The organism is Janthinobacterium breve (genome assembly GCF_051380895.1).
GTDB lineage: Bacteria > Pseudomonadota > Gammaproteobacteria > Burkholderiales > Burkholderiaceae_D > Janthinobacterium.
In genome coordinates this window covers 23,546-43,334 of sequence record NZ_JBNYXY010000004.1, presented here as the reverse complement: position 1 = coordinate 43,334, position 19,789 = coordinate 23,546, and the positions used below count along the sequence as shown (strand labels likewise).

Genomic DNA, 19,789 nt, shown 5'->3' with positions numbered 1-19,789 from the left:
TCAGAACGCCGCTGTGTTTTTATTTGCGGCCTCGCTGCAGGAAGGCGACGGCGATGATCACCACGCCTTGCACTGCGGCATTCAGGTAGACACTGATGATGCTGGTCAAATTCAGGATATTGCTGATCACGGACAAGAGGATGGCGCCGATGACGGTGCCGACGATGCGCCCCTCTCCGCCTTTCAGGGCCGTGCCGCCCACGACGACGGCGGCGATGGCTTCGAGTTCCCACAGCAAGCCCGTGGTCGGCGTGGCCGAACCCAGGCGCGGCACGTACAGCACGGTGGCGATGCCCACGCACACGCCCAGCAGCATGTAGGTGACGATCTTGACTCTGTCGACATTGATGGCCGCATAGCGCGCCACTTGCTCGTTGGAACCAATCGCCTGCACATGGCGGCCAAAGGTGGTGCGGTTGAGAATGATGGCGCCGGCCGCCGCCACGAACAGGAAAATCCAGATCGGTATCGGCGCGCCCAGCACGCTCGTGTAGTAGACGGGGCTGTACAGCTCGGACAGGGTGGCGTCCAGGGTCAGCGCGCCGCCATCGGCCAGGTAGGTCAGCACGGCACGGAAGATGCCCAGCGTGCCCAGCGTAACAATGAACGGTTCGATATTACCCTTGCTGATGAGCAAGCCATGCATCAGGCCAAAGCCGGCACCGAGGATCAAGGCCATGGCGATGCCCAGCACCAGCATGGTGATCGGTGCCAGGTTGCCACCCGCCCCTTGCGCCAGCGCATTCATGAAATAAATCATGCAACCGGCGATCAGGGCCGCCATGGAGCCCACCGACAGGTCGATGCCGCCGGAAATGATGACAAAAGTCATGCCCACGGCGATGATGCCGATGAAGGCCGTGCGCGTGAGCACGTTCATCAAGTTATCCAGGGTGGCGAAGTCGCCATTGAGCAAGGTGCCCGCGATGCACAGAGCTAACAAGCCCAGCACGGGGCCAAAGCCCTTGATGCGCGCGCCGAAGCGGGCAACGGCGGCTGGCAAGGGGGAAACGGTGGTGTCAGTGCGTGCCGGTTGCATGGGCAATCAACTCCTCTTCGGTCAGGTGGTCAGCAGACAGGGTGGCTTGCAAGGTGCCGGCGCGCATCACCGCCACGCGGTGGCACAGGCCGATCAATTCGATCAGTTCGGACGAAATCACGATCACGGCGCGCCCTTCGGCGGCCAGGCGGTGGATCAAAAAGTAAATGTCGCGCTTGGCGCCCACGTCCACGCCACGGCTAGGTTCATCGAGCACGACGACACGCGGGTCCGAATGCAGGTATTTCGCCAGCGCCAGCTTTTGCTGGTTGCCGCCGGACAGCATGCGCGCGCGGCTGTCCAGGTCGCCCGTGCGGATATTGAAATCCTCGACCGCCCTGGCCAGCGCCTGCTTCTCCGCCTTGACATCGAGCCACGGCCGCGCATAGCGCTCCATCGTCATCATGGTGAGGTTTTCGCGCAAGCCCAGGTTCACGTGCAAGCCCTTGCCCTTGCGGTCTTCGCTCAGGTAGGTCATGCCGTGCTGCATGGCCTGCTTGGGGGTACGGATGTCCACGGGTTGACCATTGATCTCGATCAAACCCGCGCTGCGCGCGCGCAAGCCCAGCAGTGCCTCGAACGATTCCGTGCGCCCCGCGCCCACCAGGCCCGCAAAGCCCAGCACTTCGCCCGCGCGCACCTCGAAAGACAGGTCTGTCGACCAGCCGGGCACGCTCAAGCCATCGACCTTCAGCAGGATCGGGGCATCCGGCGCCAGCGGCACTTTCGCGGGGAACATGTCGGACAGTTCGCGTCCCACCATCAGGTTCGCCATTTGCTGGCGCGTGAGGCTGGCAGTCGGTTCGCGCGTGACGAAACGCCCGTCGCGCATGACGATGACTTCGTCCGTGTTGCGCTCCACTTCATCGAGCTTGTGCGAGATATACAGGATGGTGACGCCGTCCGCCTTCAGCTGCGCCATGACGGCAAACAGACGCTGCGTCTCGGACGACGTCAGGGTGGCAGTCGGCTCATCCATGATCAAAAAGCGGGCGCGGCGCGACAGGGCCTTGGCGATTTCCACAAGCTGCTTTTCAGCCACGATCAGGTCGCGGATTTTTGTGTCGGGCGACACCTCCAGGCCTACCTGTTTCAAATAGCGCGACGCTTCTTCGCGCATGGCGGCCTCGTCCAGCAGCCAGCCGCGCGTCTTTTCGTGGCCCAGGAACATGTTTTGCGCCACCGTCAGGTGCTCGGCCAGGTTGAATTCCTGGTGGATCAGCACGATGCCAGCAAGCTCCGCCGCACGCGAACTGGCGAAGCGCCGGGGCTGGCCATCGATCAGCAACTGCCCTTCGCTCACGCTCTCGTAGCCGGCGAGGATTTTCATCAGGGTCGACTTGCCGGCGCCATTTTCGCCCAGCAAGCCATACACGCGCCCCGGCGACAAGGTAAAACTGACGCCATGCAAGACGCGCACGGGGCCGAAATCCTTGCAGACCCCCTCGAAACCGACGGCAACGCTCACTATGCACTCCCTCGTAAAACCAAGTTATGGTTGAGTAACACCCCAGGTACCTGTGCAGCAGGATCCGCCAAACGCAGGAGTAATAATCGCGCCGCCGTCTCGCCCAGCTCGCGCATCGGTTGCGCGATGGTGGTCAGGCCCGGGGCGATCTGCGCGGCAATGGCGATATCGTCGAAGCCGATGACGGCCACGTCTTCAGGCACGCGCTTGCCCAGCTGGCGCAGCGCGCTCAGCACGCCGATGGCCAGGGTGTCGGAGACGGCAAAGATGGCCGTGGGCGCATCGGGCTGGGCCATCATCTGCAAAGTGGCGGCCGTGCCCGCTTCATAGTCGAGGCTTTGCACCGTGTGCACCCACTGCGGCTGCACGGGCAAGCCGGCGGCCGCCAGGGTGTCCAGATAGCCTTGCTGGCGTTGCCGCGCGTACAGGTAACGTTCATCCGAATTGATCAGGCCGATACGCGTGTGGCCGCGCGACAGCAGATGCGCAACGGCGTCCGATGCGGCGCGGTGGTTGTCGATGCCGACATAGGGCACGGCCACGGCGGGGTCGAATTCGCAGCACGCCACCCACGGCAGGCTGACGGATTCATGCGACAGCGCATGTTGCACCGTGTCAGGATCGAGGCAGATGGCGCCATCGGCGCGGTGCATGCGCAGCAAGTCGAAATACGAGCGCTCGCGGCCCGCATCGGCGCCCGTGTCGCACAGCAGCACAAAGTAGCCGTGTTCGCGCGCCACCGTGTCGATGCCGCGCACGATCTGCGCATAGAAGGGGTTGCCCACGTCCGGCACCATGGTTAGCAGCATGCGGCTCTCGGCCGTGCGCAGGCTGCGCGCCAGATGGTTCATGCGGTAGCCGAGCGCCGCCACGGACGCGAGCACCTTGTCGCGCGTGGGCGCCCGCACCCCGGCCTGCTCGTTCATCACGCGCGAGACGGTGGCCACCGACACCCCCGCATGCGCGGCAACGGCGCTGATGGAGACGGTTTCTGTCGGCAAAGAAGACGGGACGGCTGGCGGCATGGCGTTTTTCACATAAATGTAATCGATTACATTTATATGCCAGCACGCCGCCTGATGCAAACATTATCGATGCTGCAATGCGCAAAAAACAGGCAGGACAATACGCAAAAACGGCCCTGCACGGGCCGTCGTCAACGCTTATTTCTGGGACGGGACGCGCGTTTGCTGCACAGCAAAACCGGTGCGCACGGCGGAGAGGGCCGCCACCCACAATATCAGGCCGGCACCCAGGCAGCCGACGGGATGAATGGGGCCGTGGCGCACGGTGAGCGGATAGCCGATGGCCCACACGCACAGGGCCATGCCGATCACCAGGTGGCGGCGCGCCTTGAACAGCCAGGCCAGCGGAAAGAAATGCAGGCCCACGATCAAAATGACGGCGGGGATGAACCACGCCTGCAAGCCCAGGTTTTTCAGGACGTTGCCAACGATGAAGATGGCAATCCATTGCCCCGCGTTCACGATATTGAACAGCCGGCCCGCGCGCTTGGCCTCCGGTGTCTGTTCCGCCGCCGCATGCGCAGCGCGGTGGCGGCGAAACTGGCGCCACGCCAGCATGAACAGCAAGACGGTGATGCCGGCAACCGGCAGTAGTCGCAACGGATCCGCGCCATACGTCTGCACGCACCAGGCGGCGACCCAGGCGCCGCCAAACAGCGAAAAGAACATGGCGCCGATGGCGCTACGGGCAAGCGCGGCGGCAGGATCGGTCTGTGGCAAGGTCATGGCAGGGTCTCCCGGTCAATAAAAGTGATTACTTCATCATCGCGCAAAACGTTTCGGGATTGCCGTCAAGAATGACGCCGCTGGGCCAGCGGTGGCTGCGCTGCTGGGCGCGCAGCAAGGACGCGGCCAGGGCCGAGTCGCCATCGACAGCGTACACGAAGACGGGCATGCTCAGGCTGGCCGCATCGGCCAGCAAATTCGGATTGGCATCCAGGCTGCGCGCATCCACGTGCACGCCGGCGGGCATGCCGATCTGCTGCTGCACGCGCTGCAGCCACGGCTTGTCGAGCTTGGGCGGGCGGGCATTTTTCGCGATATAGCGGCTGACCCGGTTCGCGCCGGCCGCCTGCGCATTGCGCGCGTCAAACACGAGCAGGCCCAGGTAGCCTTGCGGATCGGCGCGGCGCGCACAAGCCAGGTTATTCGGCACGCCCGACGTCAAGAACCAGTTGCCATGCTTGATGTTCGCACGCAATTGCCCCACCAGGGTCGCGATGGGCGCGCACGACGACACGACATCCTTGATTTCCGCATTCAGGGTTTTAGCGGGGAACGCCGTCGCCAGGTCGGCAACATCGCTGACGAACGGCGGCGTTTCCGCCGTCGGTGCGCCGCGGTTCTTCATGCTGGCGGCGCGCCAGTCGTCGGCCGTCAGTTGCTTCACGGTGCGGGGCGATCCCGTGTCGACGACTCTCCCCGTCAGCAGGTCGTGGTGCACCACCCAGCTGCCGTCGCCCAGCAGCTGCAAATCCGTCTCGACGCCGTCCCAGGTGCCGAAATACGTGTTGCGCAGCGCGCTCAGCGAGTTTTCCGGCGCATTGCCGGCGCCGCGGTGGGCATGCACCTTCATGCCCAGGCAGTCGGCCTGGACAGCCGTGCTGGCCATGCAGAGCAGCAAGGCCAGTGCGGCCGCCTTATTTTTGTCCCGGATGATAACCATAATGAATTCCCTGCAAAACGTGGATGCGGATCGCTTCGTTGACGGGGTAGCTGTAGCCCTGCCCCACCGCCACGACGTGCGTTATATTGGCCAGCAAACCCTTGCCGGCGATCTGCCAGCGCGTGCTGTCATCGGCGGCCTGGCGGTTCCAGTCCAGCATCTGGCGAAACAGCTCGCTGCGCGTGACATTATTGTCCGAGAGGCTGAAGATACCCCAGGTTCCCAGAAAGGCACCGGCCAGCACGCCCGTGGCGATCCAGGCGGAACGGCGGCTCAGCTGGCCATCGGCACCCGCCTGCTCGCCCCGGCGGGCCGCCAGCACCAGCAAGCCCACCGTGGCGATCAGGTACAGCAGTTTCGAGAAGTGGCCGATGGCGCCCAGCAAGGAGAAAAACAGGGCCACGGGCGGCACGATGGCCGCGCGCGCCGCTTCCTTGCCCTCTTCAAAGTACTTGCCACCCACTTCGAAGTCGTTGCGGCTGGCGCGGTACTCCACCAGCTTTTCCGCCGTCTGGCGCGCGGCGAACTGGTCGAACAGACGGCTGAACTCGGCGGGGCTGGCATACGCCTCTTGCACCACGGCGCCTTTGGGCAAGCGCAAACCCTTGCTCGCTTCGCTGCCGTCGCCACCGTCCGGCCCGTCGCGCAGGACGGCCTGGATGCCAGGGCGCGCCACGAAGGCGGGGAAGGACAAGCCTGGCGGAATGCGCTCGCCCTTGATGCTCAAGCCCTTGCTGGCCGCTTCCGACGCATAGCGGCGCTTGACTGCCAGGCGGAACGATAACTGGTCGGCCGGGTGCCAGTTGGCCGGGACGGGCACTTTCTTGCGCACATTATTGACCACCGCCGCACGCCGGCGCGCCGGCACCGATTCCGGTTGCCAGCCGTGGCGCGACAGGCTTTGCCGGTAATCGCTCCATGCCGATTCCTGCTGCTGGCGCAAGCCCGTATCGTCGTCGGGAATCATGCCCGAATACAATTTCCACTTTGCGTGCACCTCTTGAATCGCCTGCTGGTACTTCTCATAGTAACCGGCCGCGCCGCCTGCGATCTTGCGGACGTTGAAATTGATCAACTGCTCTTTGGCTGGCTCCATGCGCTCGTCAAGATGGCCGACCGAGACGGCCAGGAACGGGAACAGCGCCAGGAAGGCCTTGCCTTCAGGCTTGGCAAACAGGGTGGGATCATCGACCAGCCCCTGCAATTGCAGGCTGCCGCCCACCAGCGAGCGCTGCATCAAGGTGGTGTTGAAGGCCAGGCGGCGAAATTGCGCATCGCGCGTTTCGACCAGCACAGTGACCGTGGTCTTCAAAATGCTGAACACGACCGCAGCCGTGGCGACGCAGCAAAAGATGATCTTTTTCCAGCTGGGACCGCGACCATTGTTCTTCAGCCGGCGGCGCCACATCAGTTGCAGCACCACCAGCGCGGCGGCGATGCCCGACAGGCTGCGGCCATAGAATTCCACGCCCTCCACGTCGTGCGGCTTGACGTCGCCGCCCACCACGTCGAGCAAGCGGGCATTGAAGCCCAGCTCGAAGCACAGGTAAATAATCGTCAGGACGATCAGAATCAAGGTCTGCCGGATTTGCAGACTGCGTAAACTCGCGGCCATCTTATTTCCTCAAATCGATGACGAGGGGCTTGATCTCTTCGGCCTGGAAGATCATCGGCGCTGCCGCAGGCGCCGCGCTGCGCTGCGCGGGCAGGCTGATGGCGGCGGGCGCCGCCGCTCTGGCCTGGCTCTCCTGGCGGCGCGGCTTGGCGCTGGCGCGGCTGCCCGCTTTCGGTGCGGCGGCGGGCGCCGGGGCCGCTGCCGGTGGCGCCGGGATCACGCGCCCGCTGTCGCCGCCCGGCACGGTGGCGATGACGGGGCCGGTGGCGCGCAAGGCGTCGTCGGCAAACGGCTGCGCGCGCGTATCGACGCCGGGCGGCACGGCCACGCTGGCGTTGAGCAGGCGGTTGTCCGTGTAGATCATGCGCGACAAACGGTTGTAGTTGGGAAAGTCGATATTCAGCGATTTCGCGTCGGCAGCCAGTTCCACGCGGGGGCGGTCCTTGCAATTGCCCACCGTCCACTGCAGCACGTCCGTGCCCTGGAAAGCCAGCACTTCATAGCGGTAGGCGCAGTTGCGTTCCTGGGTTTCCACGATCACCACGGTGCGCTCGCCCACGTTTTCCACGCGCGCCACGCGGGCCGTGATGGCGTTGGCCAGCGGCACGACGCGGAAGGCCTGCGACAGCTTGATCGAATACTTGCCTTGCGGGTCCTTGCGCAAAGTGCCTTCCGTGCCGTCGCGCAGGCGGAAGGTGGACATCGGCGTGCCGAACAACTCGGCCGTATCGAGGCCCACCATCACGCCGCCACGGCCATTCGGCGTCATGGCGCAACCCGTCAACAGGACGCCAGCGGCCACGCCGGCGATCAATGTGCGCCAATGCGCGGATGCAAAAATCTTATACGTTGTCATGCTGGATAACTTTCTCTTATTTCACAATTCAGGGATTGACGACGGCCAGCGGATTGCCCGGGCCTGGCGGCGGCAAGACTTTCTGGCGGTCGCGCGACAGCACGGTGAAGGCGCCCAGGGTGTCCGGTCCGGCGACGATTTCCAGCTGCTCGCGCTGCAGCCAGCTGCGGATTTCCGCTTCTGTTGCCTCGGCGCGGAACAGCACGCGCGTGCGCACGCCCGTCTCGACGCCGCTACCGCCGTTGCGGAATTCGGCATGGCCGACCACGGCGCCGTCTCTCGGCAGGAACAGCCACGCCGATTGCACCACCATTACGCTGGCGGCCACGGCCGTGACGAGCTTCAGCCAGCGGCTGGCGTTGGCCGCCTGCTCAGGCTTAGCTACCGGTGCAAGCGCATCGGCTGCAGCGATCTGCAACTGCTGCAGTCCCTGGCGCAGCAATTGCCGGTAGGCCACGCGGCCATCCTTGCCCAGCTCGCTCGACAGCGGCGTGCCCGTCAGCGCATAGTCGGCGCCGGGCAAGGCTACGCGGGCGATGACGCCGGGCGCCGCCGTGGCGGCATTGGCGCGGCCATGCGTTTCCAGCCAGCGTGCCGCCTGCAGGCGCTCCTGGCTGAACACGCCCAGGCAGGCGCCCAGGTCCGTCACGGCCAGAATCACGGGCATGTCGCACAGCACAAGGCCCGCACGGGGGTCGGCGGGCGCGTCGCGCTCCTCGACCACTAGGCCGCAGGCGTCCGCGTATGCTGTGTCGGGCGTGACAAGCCAGCCGCGCCAGCGCTGCCGCGTGCTATCCCAGGCATCAAGCAGCACGGCGCCAAAGCCGGGGTGGCGCGCCAGCAGGTGGATTTGTCCACCGGCGATGGGCCGCGCGGCCAGCGGCGCGGCGTCGCTGCGGCGCGCAAAGCCGGCCAGCACGTGTTCTGGCACGGCAATGCCGCGCCAGTCGGGGGTATCGCCGCTCACATCCGCGTCCAGCAGCTCGGCGGAGGATGGGGCAGATGGCAGGCGCGCGGCGACGATGGCCAGCGAGGGCGTCAATGCAGTCATGCCGGTGGCCTTTCATCGGTGTTGTGAGAAGTGGACACGGGGTCCAGGTGCAGGGATAACGCGGCCACGCACAAAATATCCAAAACTATTTGCGCCGCCTGCATGTCGCGCGCGGTCAAGGCATCGCCCACGCGCAGCTTGAGCAGGGTCAAGACCCAGCTGCCCAGCAGGGTAGAGCGGTGGGCCGGTTCGACGATCTGGCGTCCTGCGCTATTGGGATCGCCCTTCTGCCTGTGCACCAGGCCCAGCTTGCCGCCGTGGTAATGCGCGGAAGCGATCTGCTCGGCCAGCTCCCTGACAGGCATGCCGCCGCAGCCGCAATGGCGCAGCAGCAAGATCAAATCACGGGGCAAGGTAGTGATAAAAGTGTCGGCCGCGTCGCGCACCTGCTGCGGCGTGAGCTGATAGTCGCGCAGCGGTTCGGCATAGGCGTCGGGCGCGCGCAGCTCGCAGCCCTCTTGCGCATCGGCATCTTCATCATCGCGCTGCTTGCGCAGCTGGTCAATGATGAAGCGCTTGAAGTACAGGAACAAAGCACCGACGTGGTGGGGTGCGGCGTCGCTATCGCTGTGGAGGACTTTTTCAATGAAAAACTGGTGGCGCAAATCCGCCAGCGAGTCGCCCAGCGACGCCGCCTCGCGCGGGCGGCACGGCGTCAGCGCGGCGATGACGCGCTGGTAAAACTCGCCCAGTTCGCCTTGCGTCAGCTGCGGGCGGCGGGTCCAGAAAGCATGAATCCGTTCAAATTGTTCCGATTGCACAGCCGGTCCGATCGTATGTTGGGCGGCACGCGCCACTGGCCGGCGGCGACACCCACCGTGCGCTGGCCAGACAAGAGAAACTTGTCAGTAAGGTAAAATGCATTTAAGCAATTTTCTCATATCACAGTAAAAATCGCTAACTTTTGTTACTTTCACGACAATTCCCGAGACGCCCATGCATCGCCTGATTCCCCTGTTCTTGAGCCTGTTCTTTTTGCTGGGCAGCAACCTCGCGCACGCCGCCGTGCCAGCGCCTGTGCAAGCGGCTCCCGGCAAGCGCATCGCCCTGGTGATCGGCAACGCGGCCTATCCGCAGCCGCTATTGAATCCCGTGAACGATGCGCGCGCCATGGCCGAACGCCTGCGCCGTCTGGGCTTTGAAGTGCTGTTACGCACGGACATCACGGCGGCGCAGCTGCAAAAGGCGTCGGCCGAGTTTTCCACGCAGGCACGGGGCGCCGATATCGCCCTCGTGTTTTACGCGGGCCACGGCGCGCAGGCGGGCGAAGCCAATTATGTGCTGCCGCTGGGCGCCAACATGAATGCGCTGAGTGCGACGGCCATCGCCGCGCAGGGCGTGTCCGTCTCCAGCCTGGCGGGCGATTTGCAGCGCACGGGCGCGCGCGGCGCCGTGCTGATCCTCGACGCTTGCCGCCAGGAATATACGCGCGGCGGTGCAATGGCGCCCGTGCCTGGCGGCAGCAATGCGGCCAGCCACGGTTTTGCCGACACGCAAGCGCCACGCGGCGTGGTGATCGCCTATTCGGCGGGACCGGGCGCTCTGGCGCGCGATTTCTGGTCGCCCGATTCACGCAACAGCCCGTACACCAGCGCCCTGCTCGACGCGCTCGATGCGCCCGGCTTGCCGATGGGCGACGTCTTCTCGCAGGTGGCGGCGCGGGTCGCCGCCATGACGCACGATGTGCAAAAGCCCCGCGTCTCGTTCGGTGAAACGTCGGCGCGCCTGGTGCTGAACACGGGCAGCGGCAAGGGCGTCAGCCCGCCGGCGCCGGGCGTGCTGGCCTCGGGAAACAGCGGCATGCGCGCCCCCGTCCCGGCACCAGCGCCAGCACCCGCCACCACTGCCTCGGGCGCGAAAGTGTGGCCCGGTAACGTGCTGCAAGACATCAACTATGAAATCCGCATGCAGATCGCGGCGCGACCGTTTCCCCGCCAGCAGCTGGAAAAGCGCGCGCGCGGCGGCGACTTGGTGGCGCTGACGGCCCTCGGCTATGGCATCGGCGGCGGCGATGCGGGCATCAAGCAGCCGAAAGTGGGCATGCAGTGGCTGGAAAAGGCCGCCGCCAAGGATTTTCCCATCGCCCAGACCTATCTGGCCGAATTGCTGATGGTCAAGGGCGACCCGGCCTCGCTGAAACGGGCCGGCGTGCTGCTGGACGCCGCTTCGCAGGCCGGCTACAGCCCCGCCCACGCATATAAATTCGATCTGGCCCGGCGCACGGGTGCGCCGCCGCAGGAAGCGGCCCGCCACTTGCAGGACGCCTTCATGGGCTTGATGAAGGATTACCAGGGCGCCGCCAAGGACGTATTACAGCCGCCGAAAAAATAGTTTCAAATAATTTTGGATTTCCCTGAACTGCCCCCGTTATCCGTGGGTACATGCAATACAGCATGACAGTTCTCAGGGAAATCCCATGCACGCATCCAGCCCAGCAGCAACGACCACCACCGGCCAACGGGGCCGCATCCTCGCCTACCAGGCAAGCGGACAAGGTTCCGTCAGTGTGGCCGGCATTCAACATCCCTTCAACGTGACCACGCACTGGCGCTCCGACACGGCGCCCACCATCAACGCCGTCGTCGACGTGCGCTTCAACGATGTGGGCAGCCTCGATAGCGTCACTGCCGTTCCCGCGCAGCAACTGGCGCAGGAAGAGATGGCCGGCGCTGCCAAGCTGGCGCGCGACAAAGGCCAGCAACTGTGGGGCCGGGCCGTGTCGGCGCTGGGCATCAAGGTGCTGGCGACGCTTGGCGTACTGATCGCTGGCGCCTTTGTCTTCAACACCATCGGCATCCGCCTGTTCGCCTCCGTTTCGCGCACCTATTGGCAGTTGCTGGGCCTGTCCGCCGACAGCCTGGAAAGCTTTGCCCGCGATGGCGGCGGCGGTTTTACCTCCGCACAATTTTTCTTCCTGCTGGCCATCGTCGCCTGCTGCGCCACCATGGCCAGCAGCCACCCGAAAGCGGCGCTGGGCAAGTGCGCGCCGCTGCTCTTCATCGTCGTCCACAGCAGCTTGCTGTTGATCAAGATCAAGGGTGCCGTCAGCGAGGCGGGCAACGCCATGGGCGGCATCATGGGTAGCCGGGCGGCCCGCATGGCCGAGCAGATGGCCAGCGAAATGCTGGGGCAAGTGTGGCAAGGCTTGTCGTTTGGCATCGGCTTTTACCTGGTGCTGGCAGCCAGCATTGTCCTGGCCGCTTACGGCGTCGGCGAATACAAACGCAAGACCATCGGCTAAGCCACACGTCCCGCAACGCTTCGTTTAACTCACATTCAAGGAACCACCATGAAACGCACCCTGCCCTCCCTGTTCGCCATCGCCCTGATCCTGTCCGCCTGCGGCAAAACCGACTCCGCCGCACCGACGGCCGCTGCCCCCGTCGCCACCAGCACGGCCGACCTGGCCGCGAAAGCACAAGTCAAGGCGGCCGCCGCCAGCCTGCCGCAAGCGGACGCTGCCACACCAAGCGCCAGCTATGTCGACATCACCAGTGGCAACCAGTTGATGTACAGCTACATCGCCCTATCCGGCGTGCCGCCCGATTACGCGGCGGTGGCGCAGCGCATCTCGCGTGAATATGCGGGCAGCAACGACGCCTTCCGCAAGCAGGAAGTGCTCGACGCGCTGAAACCGCAGATCGACGCCAAGGTCAGCGAAGCGAAAACCAAACGCTACCTGCGCTACCAGATCAATGGCCAGGGCGCGCTGTCGCCGTACGCGATGGACAAGGCCGCCTTCCCCGCCAAGTTCGCCGAAGCGGGCACGTATTACTACATGTACGACAACGGCGACTACAAGCTGGCGTTCACGAATGGCGGCGGCTACTCGCTGCTGAAGGTGGACCAGGACGCGGCCCGCAAGATCGAGGCGGCGCGCAGCGGCTACAAGGACTTCGCCATCATCGTGTATGCCTATGCCCAGGAAGCGGACATGGCCAGCAACCAGGTCAAGGCGCAGATCGTCAAGGTGGCGATCAAGCTGAACGGGGAAGAAATTCCTGTTCAACAAGCGATGTAAACCCAAGGTCAGGTACCGGGGTCGGACCCTCAGGGTCCGACCCCAGCCTTCGTTTTGGTTCACGACCTCGCCACTTGCAGTTACACTATTCGCCAACAACATCGAGAGTGAGACATGGGCGAACCAACACAGGCGGAACAACACCTGGCCAAGGGCCAGCAACTGCAGCAGCAAGGCAAGCTGATCGAAGCGATCAACGCCTACCAGGCCGCCTATAAACTGGACCCGGCCCTGGCGGAAGCGCAGCATTTCCAGGGCCTGGCCATGCTGGAGCTGGGCCAGGGCACCATCGGCCTGGGCCTGTTAAAACTGTCGCTCAGGCAGCAGCCGGACAACGCCCTGTTCCACTACAACCTCGGCAATGTGCTGCGCGGTACGGACAGCGAAGCGGCGCTGGCCAGCTATGCCACGGCGGCGCGGCTGGCGCCGCACGAGCACGATTTCGCGATTCTTCATGCGGAATTGCTGATGGGAAAACAGCGGCTGACGGACACCATCGCCGAACTGGAACGGGCCCACGCCCTGCGCCCGCAGCGCTGGCAAACCCTGCAGGGATTGGCCGAACTGTATTACCGCACGGGACAGCAGGATCTGGCGCTGGCCCGCTACGCGCAAGCCCTGGCGCTGCATCCGGCGCTGGCGCAAACGTGCCGCATCGGCTTTGCCAGTCCGCAAGCGGAACAGGCAGAAACGCTGACACCGGTCAACGTCTCGCCAGTGCTGCAGGACTTCCTGCGCGAAACGGATTTGCACATCCTCGACGACTTCCTGCCCGATCCCACCGCCTGGCGTACGCAGGCGCTGAACTTACCGTTCGAGCAGCAGCGCTATGCGGGGCAAAACTATCCGGGCAGCCAGACGGCGGGCCAGCCCTGCCAGGCCATCATGGAACGCATCGCCACGGCGCTGGGCCGCCCCATCCGTTTTATCTCGCCCGACAACGGTTCCTACCGCCTCAGCTATGCCGACGCCATGGCGCGCACGGATATCCACGTGGATAACGAGACGGGAAATAATTTCAATTTTTATGCGGGCGTGCTGTATCTGAACCCGCCCGAGCAGTGCCAGGGCGGCACCACCTTCTGGCGCCACCAGCCCAGCGGCTGGTACCGTAGATTACCCGAGGCGGACGTGAAAGCGGGCGGCTACGCCAGCTTCAAGGATTTCCAGAAGCGCTGGCTGCCGAACAGTAAAGTACAGAAATTCAACGACTTACAGGAACAGCGCGACAGTTGGCAAGCCTTGCTGGAAGTGCCCATGCGCCATAACCGCCTGATCGTCTACAAGGGCCACTACTTTCACTCGATCAGCAATGTGTTTGGCGACACGCCGGAGAATGGCAGATTGGTGCAGCTGTTCTTTTTTGAGGTGCCGGAATGAACCCCAAAAGCAAGATCTGGGGTCGTACCCTAAGGGTACGACCCCAGCATTTGCCGTTGGGTTTAATACATGTCCGCGGCGGTCGCCCGCACGGCTTTGAGCAGCATATCCGCCCCCGGCGACAGCAAATGATCCTGCTGGCGGATGATGCCGAACGCATCCATCTTGCACGGCAGCTCGATGGGCAAAATGCTCAGCACGTTCAATGATTCGTAGTAATGCGCTACTTCCGTCGGCATCACGTGTAGCGAATCCGTTTGCTGCAGCAAGGACGTGATCAGCAGCAAGGCGGTGGTGTCGACCACATCGACGGGCGGTTCCAGGCTGGCGCGGCGGAACATCATGTCGAAGCGGTGGCGCAGGATGCTGCCCTGCGGCGGCAAGATCCATGGCTGGCCCGCCAGGTCTTTCAATTGCAGATTCTTGCGCGACAGCAGCGGGTGGCCATTGCGCGCCACGGCGCTGGCAGGCTCTTCCGTCAATTCCTCGTAGATGAGGCCGGCGCTGCTTTCCTTTTCCAGGATGCGCCCGATCATGAAGTCCAGGGTACCGTGCTGCAGCATGTCCATCAGGGTATTGCTGTGCTCCAAATGCACGCCGATGCGCATCAACGGCGCCTGCTGCTTGATGCGGGCAATCGCGCGCGGCAGCAAGGCCATGGCCGGCGTCATGATGACGCCCACTTCCACCTGACCCGTCAGGCCCGACTTCAGGGCGACGATATCGTCATGCGCCAGCGACAGGCTGGTCAGCGCCATGCGCGCGTGGCGTATCATCGTCTCGCCGTAGATGGTCGGCTCCATGCCACGCGGCAACCTGTCGAACAGGCGCACATCGAGCATCTCTTCCAGGTCCTTGATTTGCTTGGACGCGGCCGGCTGCGTCATGTGCAATTCTTCCGCCGCGCGGTGGATGTTGCGCTGCTCGTCGAGGGCGATCAGCAGCAGCAATTGCCGCGTCTTCAGGCGGGCTCGCAAGAACCAGTTGGGGTTGAGAGTATCCATGAATAAATCATATCATGATCGATATCAGTTTCTAGCTGATATCGATATTATTGATATCGGTGTGTCTCCTTTTTGTACTGGGTGAAATGGCTCAGGACGCCTTGCAGGCGGGGCCGGGATTGGCCGCCGGGCCAGCCGTTTGCTGGATGAATTCGATCGTGCCATCGGGCTTGTACTTCAGCTCTTCCACGGCGACGGAACGCCGGTATTCGCCGCCGCCGGGCAATTTGTCGTTGTGATAGAAGATATAGGACTTGCCGTTGAACTCGATAATGGCCTGGTGAATGGTTTTCACCACGGCATTCTTGTCCATGATGGGGCCGCGGAAATGCCACGGCCCCGTCGGCGTGGGCCCTGTCGAATACGCCGTTTCTTCGGGGAAGTTGCGCGAGTACGACAGGTAGTAGGTGCCCGCATGCTTGTGCATGTACGCCGCTTCCGTGAAGGCATCCATGCCGAAGGTCAGAATGGGGCCGTCCAGCTCCGTCATGTTCGCTTTCAGCTTGGCATATTTCAAGACCGTGTTGCCCCAGTAAATGTAGGCTTGGCCATCCGTATCGATGAACACGGCCGGGTCGATGTCGTCCCAAGGAATCGCCGTTTGTTTCGTCATGTCATTCGTGATCAGGGCGCTGCCGCGCGCATCGACGAACGGCCCGGTCGGGCTGTCGGACACGGCCACGCCGATAGCCTTGCCGGGGATGGTCTTGTGGTCAACGGTGGAGTAAAAATAGTATTTATTACCGCGCTTGACGATGTCGCCCGCCCAGGCATCCTTGCCGGCCCACGCGAAGGTCGAGTAACGCACGGGCGAGCCGTGATCCGTCCAGTTCGTCATGTCGCACGAAGAATACACGCGCCACTCGTTCATGCGGTAATCCGTGTCGGTAACGCTCGCTTCATCGTGGCCCACGTACAAGTACACCCTGCCATTGTCGACCAGCGCGGCGGGGTCGCCCGTGTAGATATTTTTCACGATGGGATTGGCCGCCTGCGCGCCGAATGAGGCGCAGGCGAGCACCGCCGCCATGCCGATGGCTGCGGCAAGTGTGTGTTGCTTCAACATATAGCTTAACTCCCGTTGGTATTTTTCTGGCCCATGGCCATCAGTCTTTGCCCGACGCAAAAGACAAACAGCAGGCCGCCGATGACGATCTTGGTCCACCACGAGCTGAGCGTGCCGTCGAAGGCGATCAGGGTCTGGATGGTGCCCAGCACCAGCACGCCCGACAAGGCGCCCGCCACATAGCCGTAGCCGCCGCTGAGCAGGGTGCCGCCGATGACGACGGCGGCAATCGCGTCCAGTTCCGTGCCTTGCGCATGCAAGCCATAGCCGGACAACATGTAAAACGAAAACAGCACGCCACCGAGCGACGCGCAAAAGCCGCTGAAGGCGTAAATCAGCACCTTGGTGCGGCCCACGGGCAAGCCCATCATCAGGGCCGACTGCTCGTTGCCGCCGATCGCATACACGGCGCGGCCGAACGGCGTGGCGTGCGCCAGCCAGATGGCCAGGAGCAAGGTCGCCACGGCAATGACCACGCCGGGCGAAACAAAACCACCAAGAAATTGCAGCTGGGTCTGCGACATGGCGACGAACAGCGGGTCGGCTATGGTGATGGAGTTGATGCTGATCAAGTAGCACAGTCCTCGCGCCAAAAACATGCCGGCCAGGGTAACGATGAATGGCTGCAATTTGAAATAATGGATCAGCGCGCCCATGCCGGCGCCAAACACGGTGCCCAGCGCCAGCACGGTGGCGATCACCAGTAAAGGCGGCCAGTGCGCCACGTTGAGCAGCCAGGCGGCGATCATGGTCGACAGGGCCAGCACGGAACCGACGGACAAATCGATGCCGCCAGAAACAATCACGAAGGTCATGCCGACGGCGATCACCAGCAAAAATGCGTTATCGATCAACAGGTTAAAGATCACTTGCGTCGACAGCAAGCCCGGATAGGCGGCGCCACCCAGGCCCAGCATCACCACCAGCAGCAGGACCGTGACGAGCGAGGTGAAATACGGGGTGTGTAGCAAGCCCTTCATGCTTTTCTCCGATGCAGCAATTGCTTGAATTCCGACGATTGCGACAGGCAGACGAGGAAGACGACGACCGACTTGACGACCATGTTCACCTCGGGCGGCACGCCCAGCGAATAGATGGTGTAGGTCAGGGTCTGGATGATGAGGGCGCCTATCATGCTGCCCACGAGGCTGAACTTGCCGCCGGCCAAGGACGTCCCGCCCAGAGTGACAGCCAGGATGGCATCGAGCTCCAGCATCAGGCCCGCATTGTTGGCGTCCGCGCTCTTGATGTTCGAGCTGATCATCAGCCCGGACAGGCCCGCGCAGGCGGCGCAAAACACGTAGACAAAAAAGATCAGGGTCGCCGTCTTGATGCCGGCCAGACGCGCGGCGACAGGATTGATGCCGACAGCCTGGATGAACAGGCCCAGCGCCGTCTTGCGCATCAGCACGGCGGTGATGAGGAAGACCGCCGCCACGAGGAACAGGGAGAACGGCAAGCCAAACAGGTAGCCGCTGCCGATGAAGAAGTACGGCTGATAGTAAACGGTGACGATCTGCCCATCCGTCAGCAACTGCGCCAGGCCACGCCCCGCCACCATCAAGATCAATGTCGCGACGATGGGCTGCAAGCCCAGGCCCGCCACCAGCACGCCATTCCAGGCGCCGCACAGCAGGGCGGCACCCAGGGCGGCGGCCAGGGCCCAGCCCATGGGGATGTTGCTCACGTAGGTCGGTATGCCATTCTCCATCACCATGGTGCCGCCGATCAGCATCGCGGCCACGGTGCCGGACAGGGCCACGACGGCGCCCACGGAAATGTCGATGCCGCGCGTGGCAATCACCAGGGTCATGCCCAGCGCGGCCAGCATCAGGGGCGCGGCGCGGTTGACGATGTCGATCACGCTGCCGTACAAGTGGCCGTCACGGATTTCCAGGTGGAAAAAACCGGGGATGGCAAAGAAGTCGACCAGCAACAGCAGCAACAGCGCGGCCAGGGGGCGGCTCAAAGGGTGATGCAGAACAGTATGCAAAGCGGACGTACCTGTAACGGAAGCCGGGCGCGCCAATGGCGCGTTCGATGGCGTGGATAAACTCATGCGGTGTCTCCGGCGATCACTTGCAGCACGGAACTATCGTCCAGCTCGCCGCGCGCATAGTCGCCGCAGGCCTTGCGGTCGCGCATGACGACGATACGGTCGCTGCAGCGCAGCACTTCCGGCAGCTCCGACGAGATGAACAAAATCGCCATGCCCTTGCGGCACAGTTTGCTGACATAGCTCATGATTTCCTGCTTGGCGCGCACGTCGATTCCGCGCGTGGGCTCATCGAGAATCAGCATGGCCGGCGAGGTCACCAGCCAGCGCGCCAGCAAGGCCTTTTGCTGATTGCCGCCCGACAGGCTGCCAATCGGCGTTTCGATGCTGGCCGTCTTGATGCCCAGCGCCAAGACGTACTCGTCGGCCAGCGCCTGCTGGCGTTTGAACGGGATGGCGCGCAGCAAGCCCGTGCGGGCCTGCAAGGCCAGGATGATGTTTTCGCGCACGGACAGTGACAAAATCGCCCCCTCGTGCTTGCGGTCTTCCGAGCAAAAGCCGATGTCACGGGCGATCGCGTCGCGCGGCACATGGAACTGGCGCGGCTTGCCCTGCATGGTGATAGCGCCGGAATCGGCCTTGTCGGCGCCGAACAGCAGGCGCGCCAGTTCCGTGCGGCCCGAACCGAGCAAGCCGGCCAGGCCCAGCAATTCGCCCTGGCGGATATGGAAATCCATGGGCAGCAAGGCACCCTTGCGGCCCAGCCCCTGCGCTTCCAGCACGGCGGGACCAAAGCTGGCGGCGCCCGCGTCTTGCGCCAGCTCAAGCTCTTGCGCCACAGTGTCGGCCGCCACGCCGATCATCTTGTTCACCAGCGCCAGGCGCGACAGCTCGCTGCAAGCGTATTCCCCTTCGCGCTCGCCATTGCGCATGACGGTGATGCGGTCCGAAATGGCGTAGGTCTGGTCGAGAAAGTGGGTGACGAACAGGATCGCCATGCCCTGCTCGCGCAAACGGCGCAGCACGGAAAACAGCAGAGTGACTTCCGCCTCATCGAGGCTGGACGTGGGTTCGTCGAGGATCAGCACGCGGGCCGAAATGTTCAAGGCGCGCGAAATGGCCACCATTTGCTGGATGGCCAGCGGAAAGCTGGACAGTTGCGCCGTGACATCGATATCGATCTGCAATTGCTGCAGCAAGGCACGCGCCTGTTGCTGCATGGCACGCCAATCGATGGCACCGAAGCGGCGCGGGTAGCGGCCAATAAAAATGTTTTCCGCCACCGACAGGTTCGGACACAGATTGACTTCCTGGTACACGGTGCTGATGCCCAGCGCCTGCGCGTCCGAGGTGGACGCGGGGGCGATGGCTTTGCCGTCAAGCAAAATCTGGCCGCTGTCGGGCGTATACACGCCCGTCAGCACCTTGATCAGCGTCGACTTTCCCGCGCCGTTTTGCCCCATCAGGGTATGCACTTCGCCCGGATACAGGCGCAGGGCAACATCGCTGAGGGCTTTGACGCCGGGAAAGGATTTACTGATGCCGCGCAACTCCAGCAAGGGAGCTGGCGCGGCCGTGTGATGCGCTTGCGTCTTCATCATG

The 19,789-nt window shown here is 63.6% G+C and carries 18 protein-coding genes; 4 read left to right on the top strand and 14 right to left on the bottom strand.

Going from position 1 to position 19,789, the window contains the following annotated elements; genetic code table 11:
* Positions 1-19: 19 nt before the first annotated feature.
* From ACQ4W0_RS08190 to ACQ4W0_RS08150, 9 genes are all read right to left on the bottom strand, one after another.
* On the bottom strand, positions 20-1,039 hold the full coding sequence (locus ACQ4W0_RS08190; protein WP_436576318.1) for an ABC transporter permease: 1,020 nt from the start codon (positions 1,037-1,039) through the stop codon (positions 20-22).
* A complete protein-coding gene (locus ACQ4W0_RS08185) occupies positions 1,020-2,507 on the bottom strand; it encodes a sugar ABC transporter ATP-binding protein (protein WP_436576317.1) in 1,488 nt (495 codons plus the stop codon). Before ACQ4W0_RS08185 ends, ACQ4W0_RS08190 begins: the two co-directional genes overlap by 20 nt.
* Complete coding sequence (locus tag ACQ4W0_RS08180) at positions 2,507-3,532, bottom strand: LacI family DNA-binding transcriptional regulator (RefSeq protein ID WP_436576316.1); 1,026 nt, start codon at positions 3,530-3,532, stop codon at positions 2,507-2,509. Before ACQ4W0_RS08180 ends, ACQ4W0_RS08185 begins: the two co-directional genes overlap by 1 nt.
* A 138-nt stretch (positions 3,533-3,670) precedes the next feature.
* Positions 3,671-4,258, bottom strand: a complete 588-nt coding sequence (locus ACQ4W0_RS08175; protein ID WP_436576315.1) for a hypothetical protein — start codon at positions 4,256-4,258, stop codon at positions 3,671-3,673.
* 28 nt (positions 4,259-4,286) lie between these two features.
* On the bottom strand, positions 4,287-5,198 hold the full coding sequence (locus tag ACQ4W0_RS08170) for a glycerophosphodiester phosphodiesterase (protein WP_436576314.1): 912 nt from the start codon (positions 5,196-5,198) through the stop codon (positions 4,287-4,289).
* The gene (locus tag ACQ4W0_RS08165; RefSeq protein WP_436576313.1) at positions 5,173-6,813 is read right to left on the bottom strand and encodes a hypothetical protein; all 1,641 of its coding nucleotides are present in this window, start codon (positions 6,811-6,813) and stop codon (positions 5,173-5,175) included. The genes ACQ4W0_RS08170 and ACQ4W0_RS08165 overlap by 26 nt, the downstream gene beginning before the upstream one ends.
* Before the next feature lies 1 nt (position 6,814).
* Positions 6,815-7,669 (bottom strand): hypothetical protein, encoded by an 855-nt coding sequence (locus ACQ4W0_RS08160; RefSeq protein ID WP_436576312.1) that lies wholly within the window; start codon positions 7,667-7,669, stop codon positions 6,815-6,817.
* A 28-nt stretch (positions 7,670-7,697) separates the two neighbouring features.
* On the bottom strand, positions 7,698-8,720 hold the full coding sequence (locus ACQ4W0_RS08155; protein WP_436576311.1) for a hypothetical protein: 1,023 nt from the start codon (positions 8,718-8,720) through the stop codon (positions 7,698-7,700).
* Positions 8,717-9,481, bottom strand: a complete 765-nt coding sequence (locus tag ACQ4W0_RS08150) for a hypothetical protein (protein WP_436576310.1) — start codon at positions 9,479-9,481, stop codon at positions 8,717-8,719. Before ACQ4W0_RS08150 ends, ACQ4W0_RS08155 begins: the two co-directional genes overlap by 4 nt.
* 175 nt (positions 9,482-9,656) lie before the next feature.
* On the opposite strand from ACQ4W0_RS08150, the gene ACQ4W0_RS08145 reads away from it, so the two are divergent.
* From ACQ4W0_RS08145 to ACQ4W0_RS08130, 4 genes are all read left to right on the top strand, one after another.
* On the top strand, positions 9,657-11,051 hold the full coding sequence (locus ACQ4W0_RS08145) for a caspase family protein (RefSeq protein ID WP_436576309.1): 1,395 nt from the start codon (positions 9,657-9,659) through the stop codon (positions 11,049-11,051).
* 85 nt (positions 11,052-11,136) lie between these two features.
* Positions 11,137-11,961, top strand: a complete 825-nt coding sequence (locus ACQ4W0_RS08140; protein WP_436576308.1) for a hypothetical protein — start codon at positions 11,137-11,139, stop codon at positions 11,959-11,961.
* Between the two features lie 48 nt (positions 11,962-12,009).
* On the top strand, positions 12,010-12,741 hold the full coding sequence (locus ACQ4W0_RS08135; RefSeq protein ID WP_436576307.1) for a hypothetical protein: 732 nt from the start codon (positions 12,010-12,012) through the stop codon (positions 12,739-12,741).
* 114 nt (positions 12,742-12,855) lie between these two features.
* Complete coding sequence (locus ACQ4W0_RS08130; protein WP_436576306.1) at positions 12,856-14,121, top strand: DUF6445 family protein; 1,266 nt, start codon at positions 12,856-12,858, stop codon at positions 14,119-14,121.
* Between the two features lie 62 nt (positions 14,122-14,183).
* Here the strand turns inward: ACQ4W0_RS08130 and ACQ4W0_RS08125 are convergent, their stop codons facing one another.
* The 5 genes from ACQ4W0_RS08125 to ACQ4W0_RS08105 form a co-directional block, all read right to left on the bottom strand.
* A complete protein-coding gene (locus ACQ4W0_RS08125; protein ID WP_035823672.1) occupies positions 14,184-15,125 on the bottom strand; it encodes a LysR family transcriptional regulator in 942 nt (313 codons plus the stop codon).
* A gap of 91 nt (positions 15,126-15,216) precedes the next feature.
* Positions 15,217-16,191 carry a glycoside hydrolase family 43 protein gene (locus ACQ4W0_RS08120; protein ID WP_436576305.1) on the bottom strand — a complete coding sequence of 325 codons (975 nt, stop codon included), beginning with the start codon at positions 16,189-16,191 and terminating at the stop codon, positions 15,217-15,219.
* 5 nt (positions 16,192-16,196) lie between these two features.
* Positions 16,197-17,171, bottom strand: coding sequence for a galactofuranose ABC transporter, permease protein YjfF (gene yjfF, locus ACQ4W0_RS08115; RefSeq protein ID WP_436576304.1), 975 nt, complete (start codon positions 17,169-17,171; stop codon positions 16,197-16,199).
* Positions 17,168-18,250: an ABC transporter permease gene (locus ACQ4W0_RS08110; RefSeq protein ID WP_436576303.1), complete on the bottom strand. Its 1,083-nt coding sequence runs from the start codon at positions 18,248-18,250 to the stop codon at positions 17,168-17,170. The genes yjfF and ACQ4W0_RS08110 overlap by 4 nt, the downstream gene beginning before the upstream one ends.
* Complete coding sequence (locus ACQ4W0_RS08105) at positions 18,247-19,788, bottom strand: sugar ABC transporter ATP-binding protein (RefSeq protein WP_436576302.1); 1,542 nt, start codon at positions 19,786-19,788, stop codon at positions 18,247-18,249. The genes ACQ4W0_RS08110 and ACQ4W0_RS08105 overlap by 4 nt, the downstream gene beginning before the upstream one ends.
* Between the last annotated feature and the right edge of the window lies 1 nt (position 19,789).

Bases quoted from the DNA above. Each gene is read 5' to 3' on its own strand.
- ACQ4W0_RS08190 (WP_436576318.1), bottom strand. From the start codon at position 1,039: ATGCAACCGGCACGCACTGACACCACCGTTTCCCCCTTGCCAGCCGCC.
- ACQ4W0_RS08180 (WP_436576316.1), bottom strand. From the start codon at position 3,532: ATGCCGCCAGCCGTCCCGTCTTCTTTGCCGACAGAAACCGTCTCCATC.
- ACQ4W0_RS08175 (WP_436576315.1), bottom strand. From the start codon at position 4,258: ATGACCTTGCCACAGACCGATCCTGCCGCCGCGCTTGCCCGTAGCGCC.
- ACQ4W0_RS08170 (WP_436576314.1), bottom strand. From the start codon at position 5,198: ATGGTTATCATCCGGGACAAAAATAAGGCGGCCGCACTGGCCTTGCTG.
- ACQ4W0_RS08165 (WP_436576313.1), bottom strand. From the start codon at position 6,813: ATGGCCGCGAGTTTACGCAGTCTGCAAATCCGGCAGACCTTGATTCTG.
- ACQ4W0_RS08160 (WP_436576312.1), bottom strand. From the start codon at position 7,669: ATGACAACGTATAAGATTTTTGCATCCGCGCATTGGCGCACATTGATC.
- ACQ4W0_RS08155 (WP_436576311.1), bottom strand. From the start codon at position 8,720: ATGACTGCATTGACGCCCTCGCTGGCCATCGTCGCCGCGCGCCTGCCA.
- ACQ4W0_RS08145 (WP_436576309.1), top strand. From the start codon at position 9,657: ATGCATCGCCTGATTCCCCTGTTCTTGAGCCTGTTCTTTTTGCTGGGC.
- ACQ4W0_RS08140 (WP_436576308.1), top strand. From the start codon at position 11,137: ATGCACGCATCCAGCCCAGCAGCAACGACCACCACCGGCCAACGGGGC.
- ACQ4W0_RS08135 (WP_436576307.1), top strand. From the start codon at position 12,010: ATGAAACGCACCCTGCCCTCCCTGTTCGCCATCGCCCTGATCCTGTCC.
- ACQ4W0_RS08130 (WP_436576306.1), top strand. From the start codon at position 12,856: ATGGGCGAACCAACACAGGCGGAACAACACCTGGCCAAGGGCCAGCAA.
- ACQ4W0_RS08125 (WP_035823672.1), bottom strand. From the start codon at position 15,125: ATGGATACTCTCAACCCCAACTGGTTCTTGCGAGCCCGCCTGAAGACG.
- ACQ4W0_RS08120 (WP_436576305.1), bottom strand. From the start codon at position 16,191: ATGTTGAAGCAACACACACTTGCCGCAGCCATCGGCATGGCGGCGGTG.
- yjfF (WP_436576304.1), bottom strand. From the start codon at position 17,171: ATGAAGGGCTTGCTACACACCCCGTATTTCACCTCGCTCGTCACGGTC.
- ACQ4W0_RS08110 (WP_436576303.1), bottom strand. From the start codon at position 18,250: ATGAGTTTATCCACGCCATCGAACGCGCCATTGGCGCGCCCGGCTTCC.
- ACQ4W0_RS08105 (WP_436576302.1), bottom strand. From the start codon at position 19,788: ATGATGAAGACGCAAGCGCATCACACGGCCGCGCCAGCTCCCTTGCTG.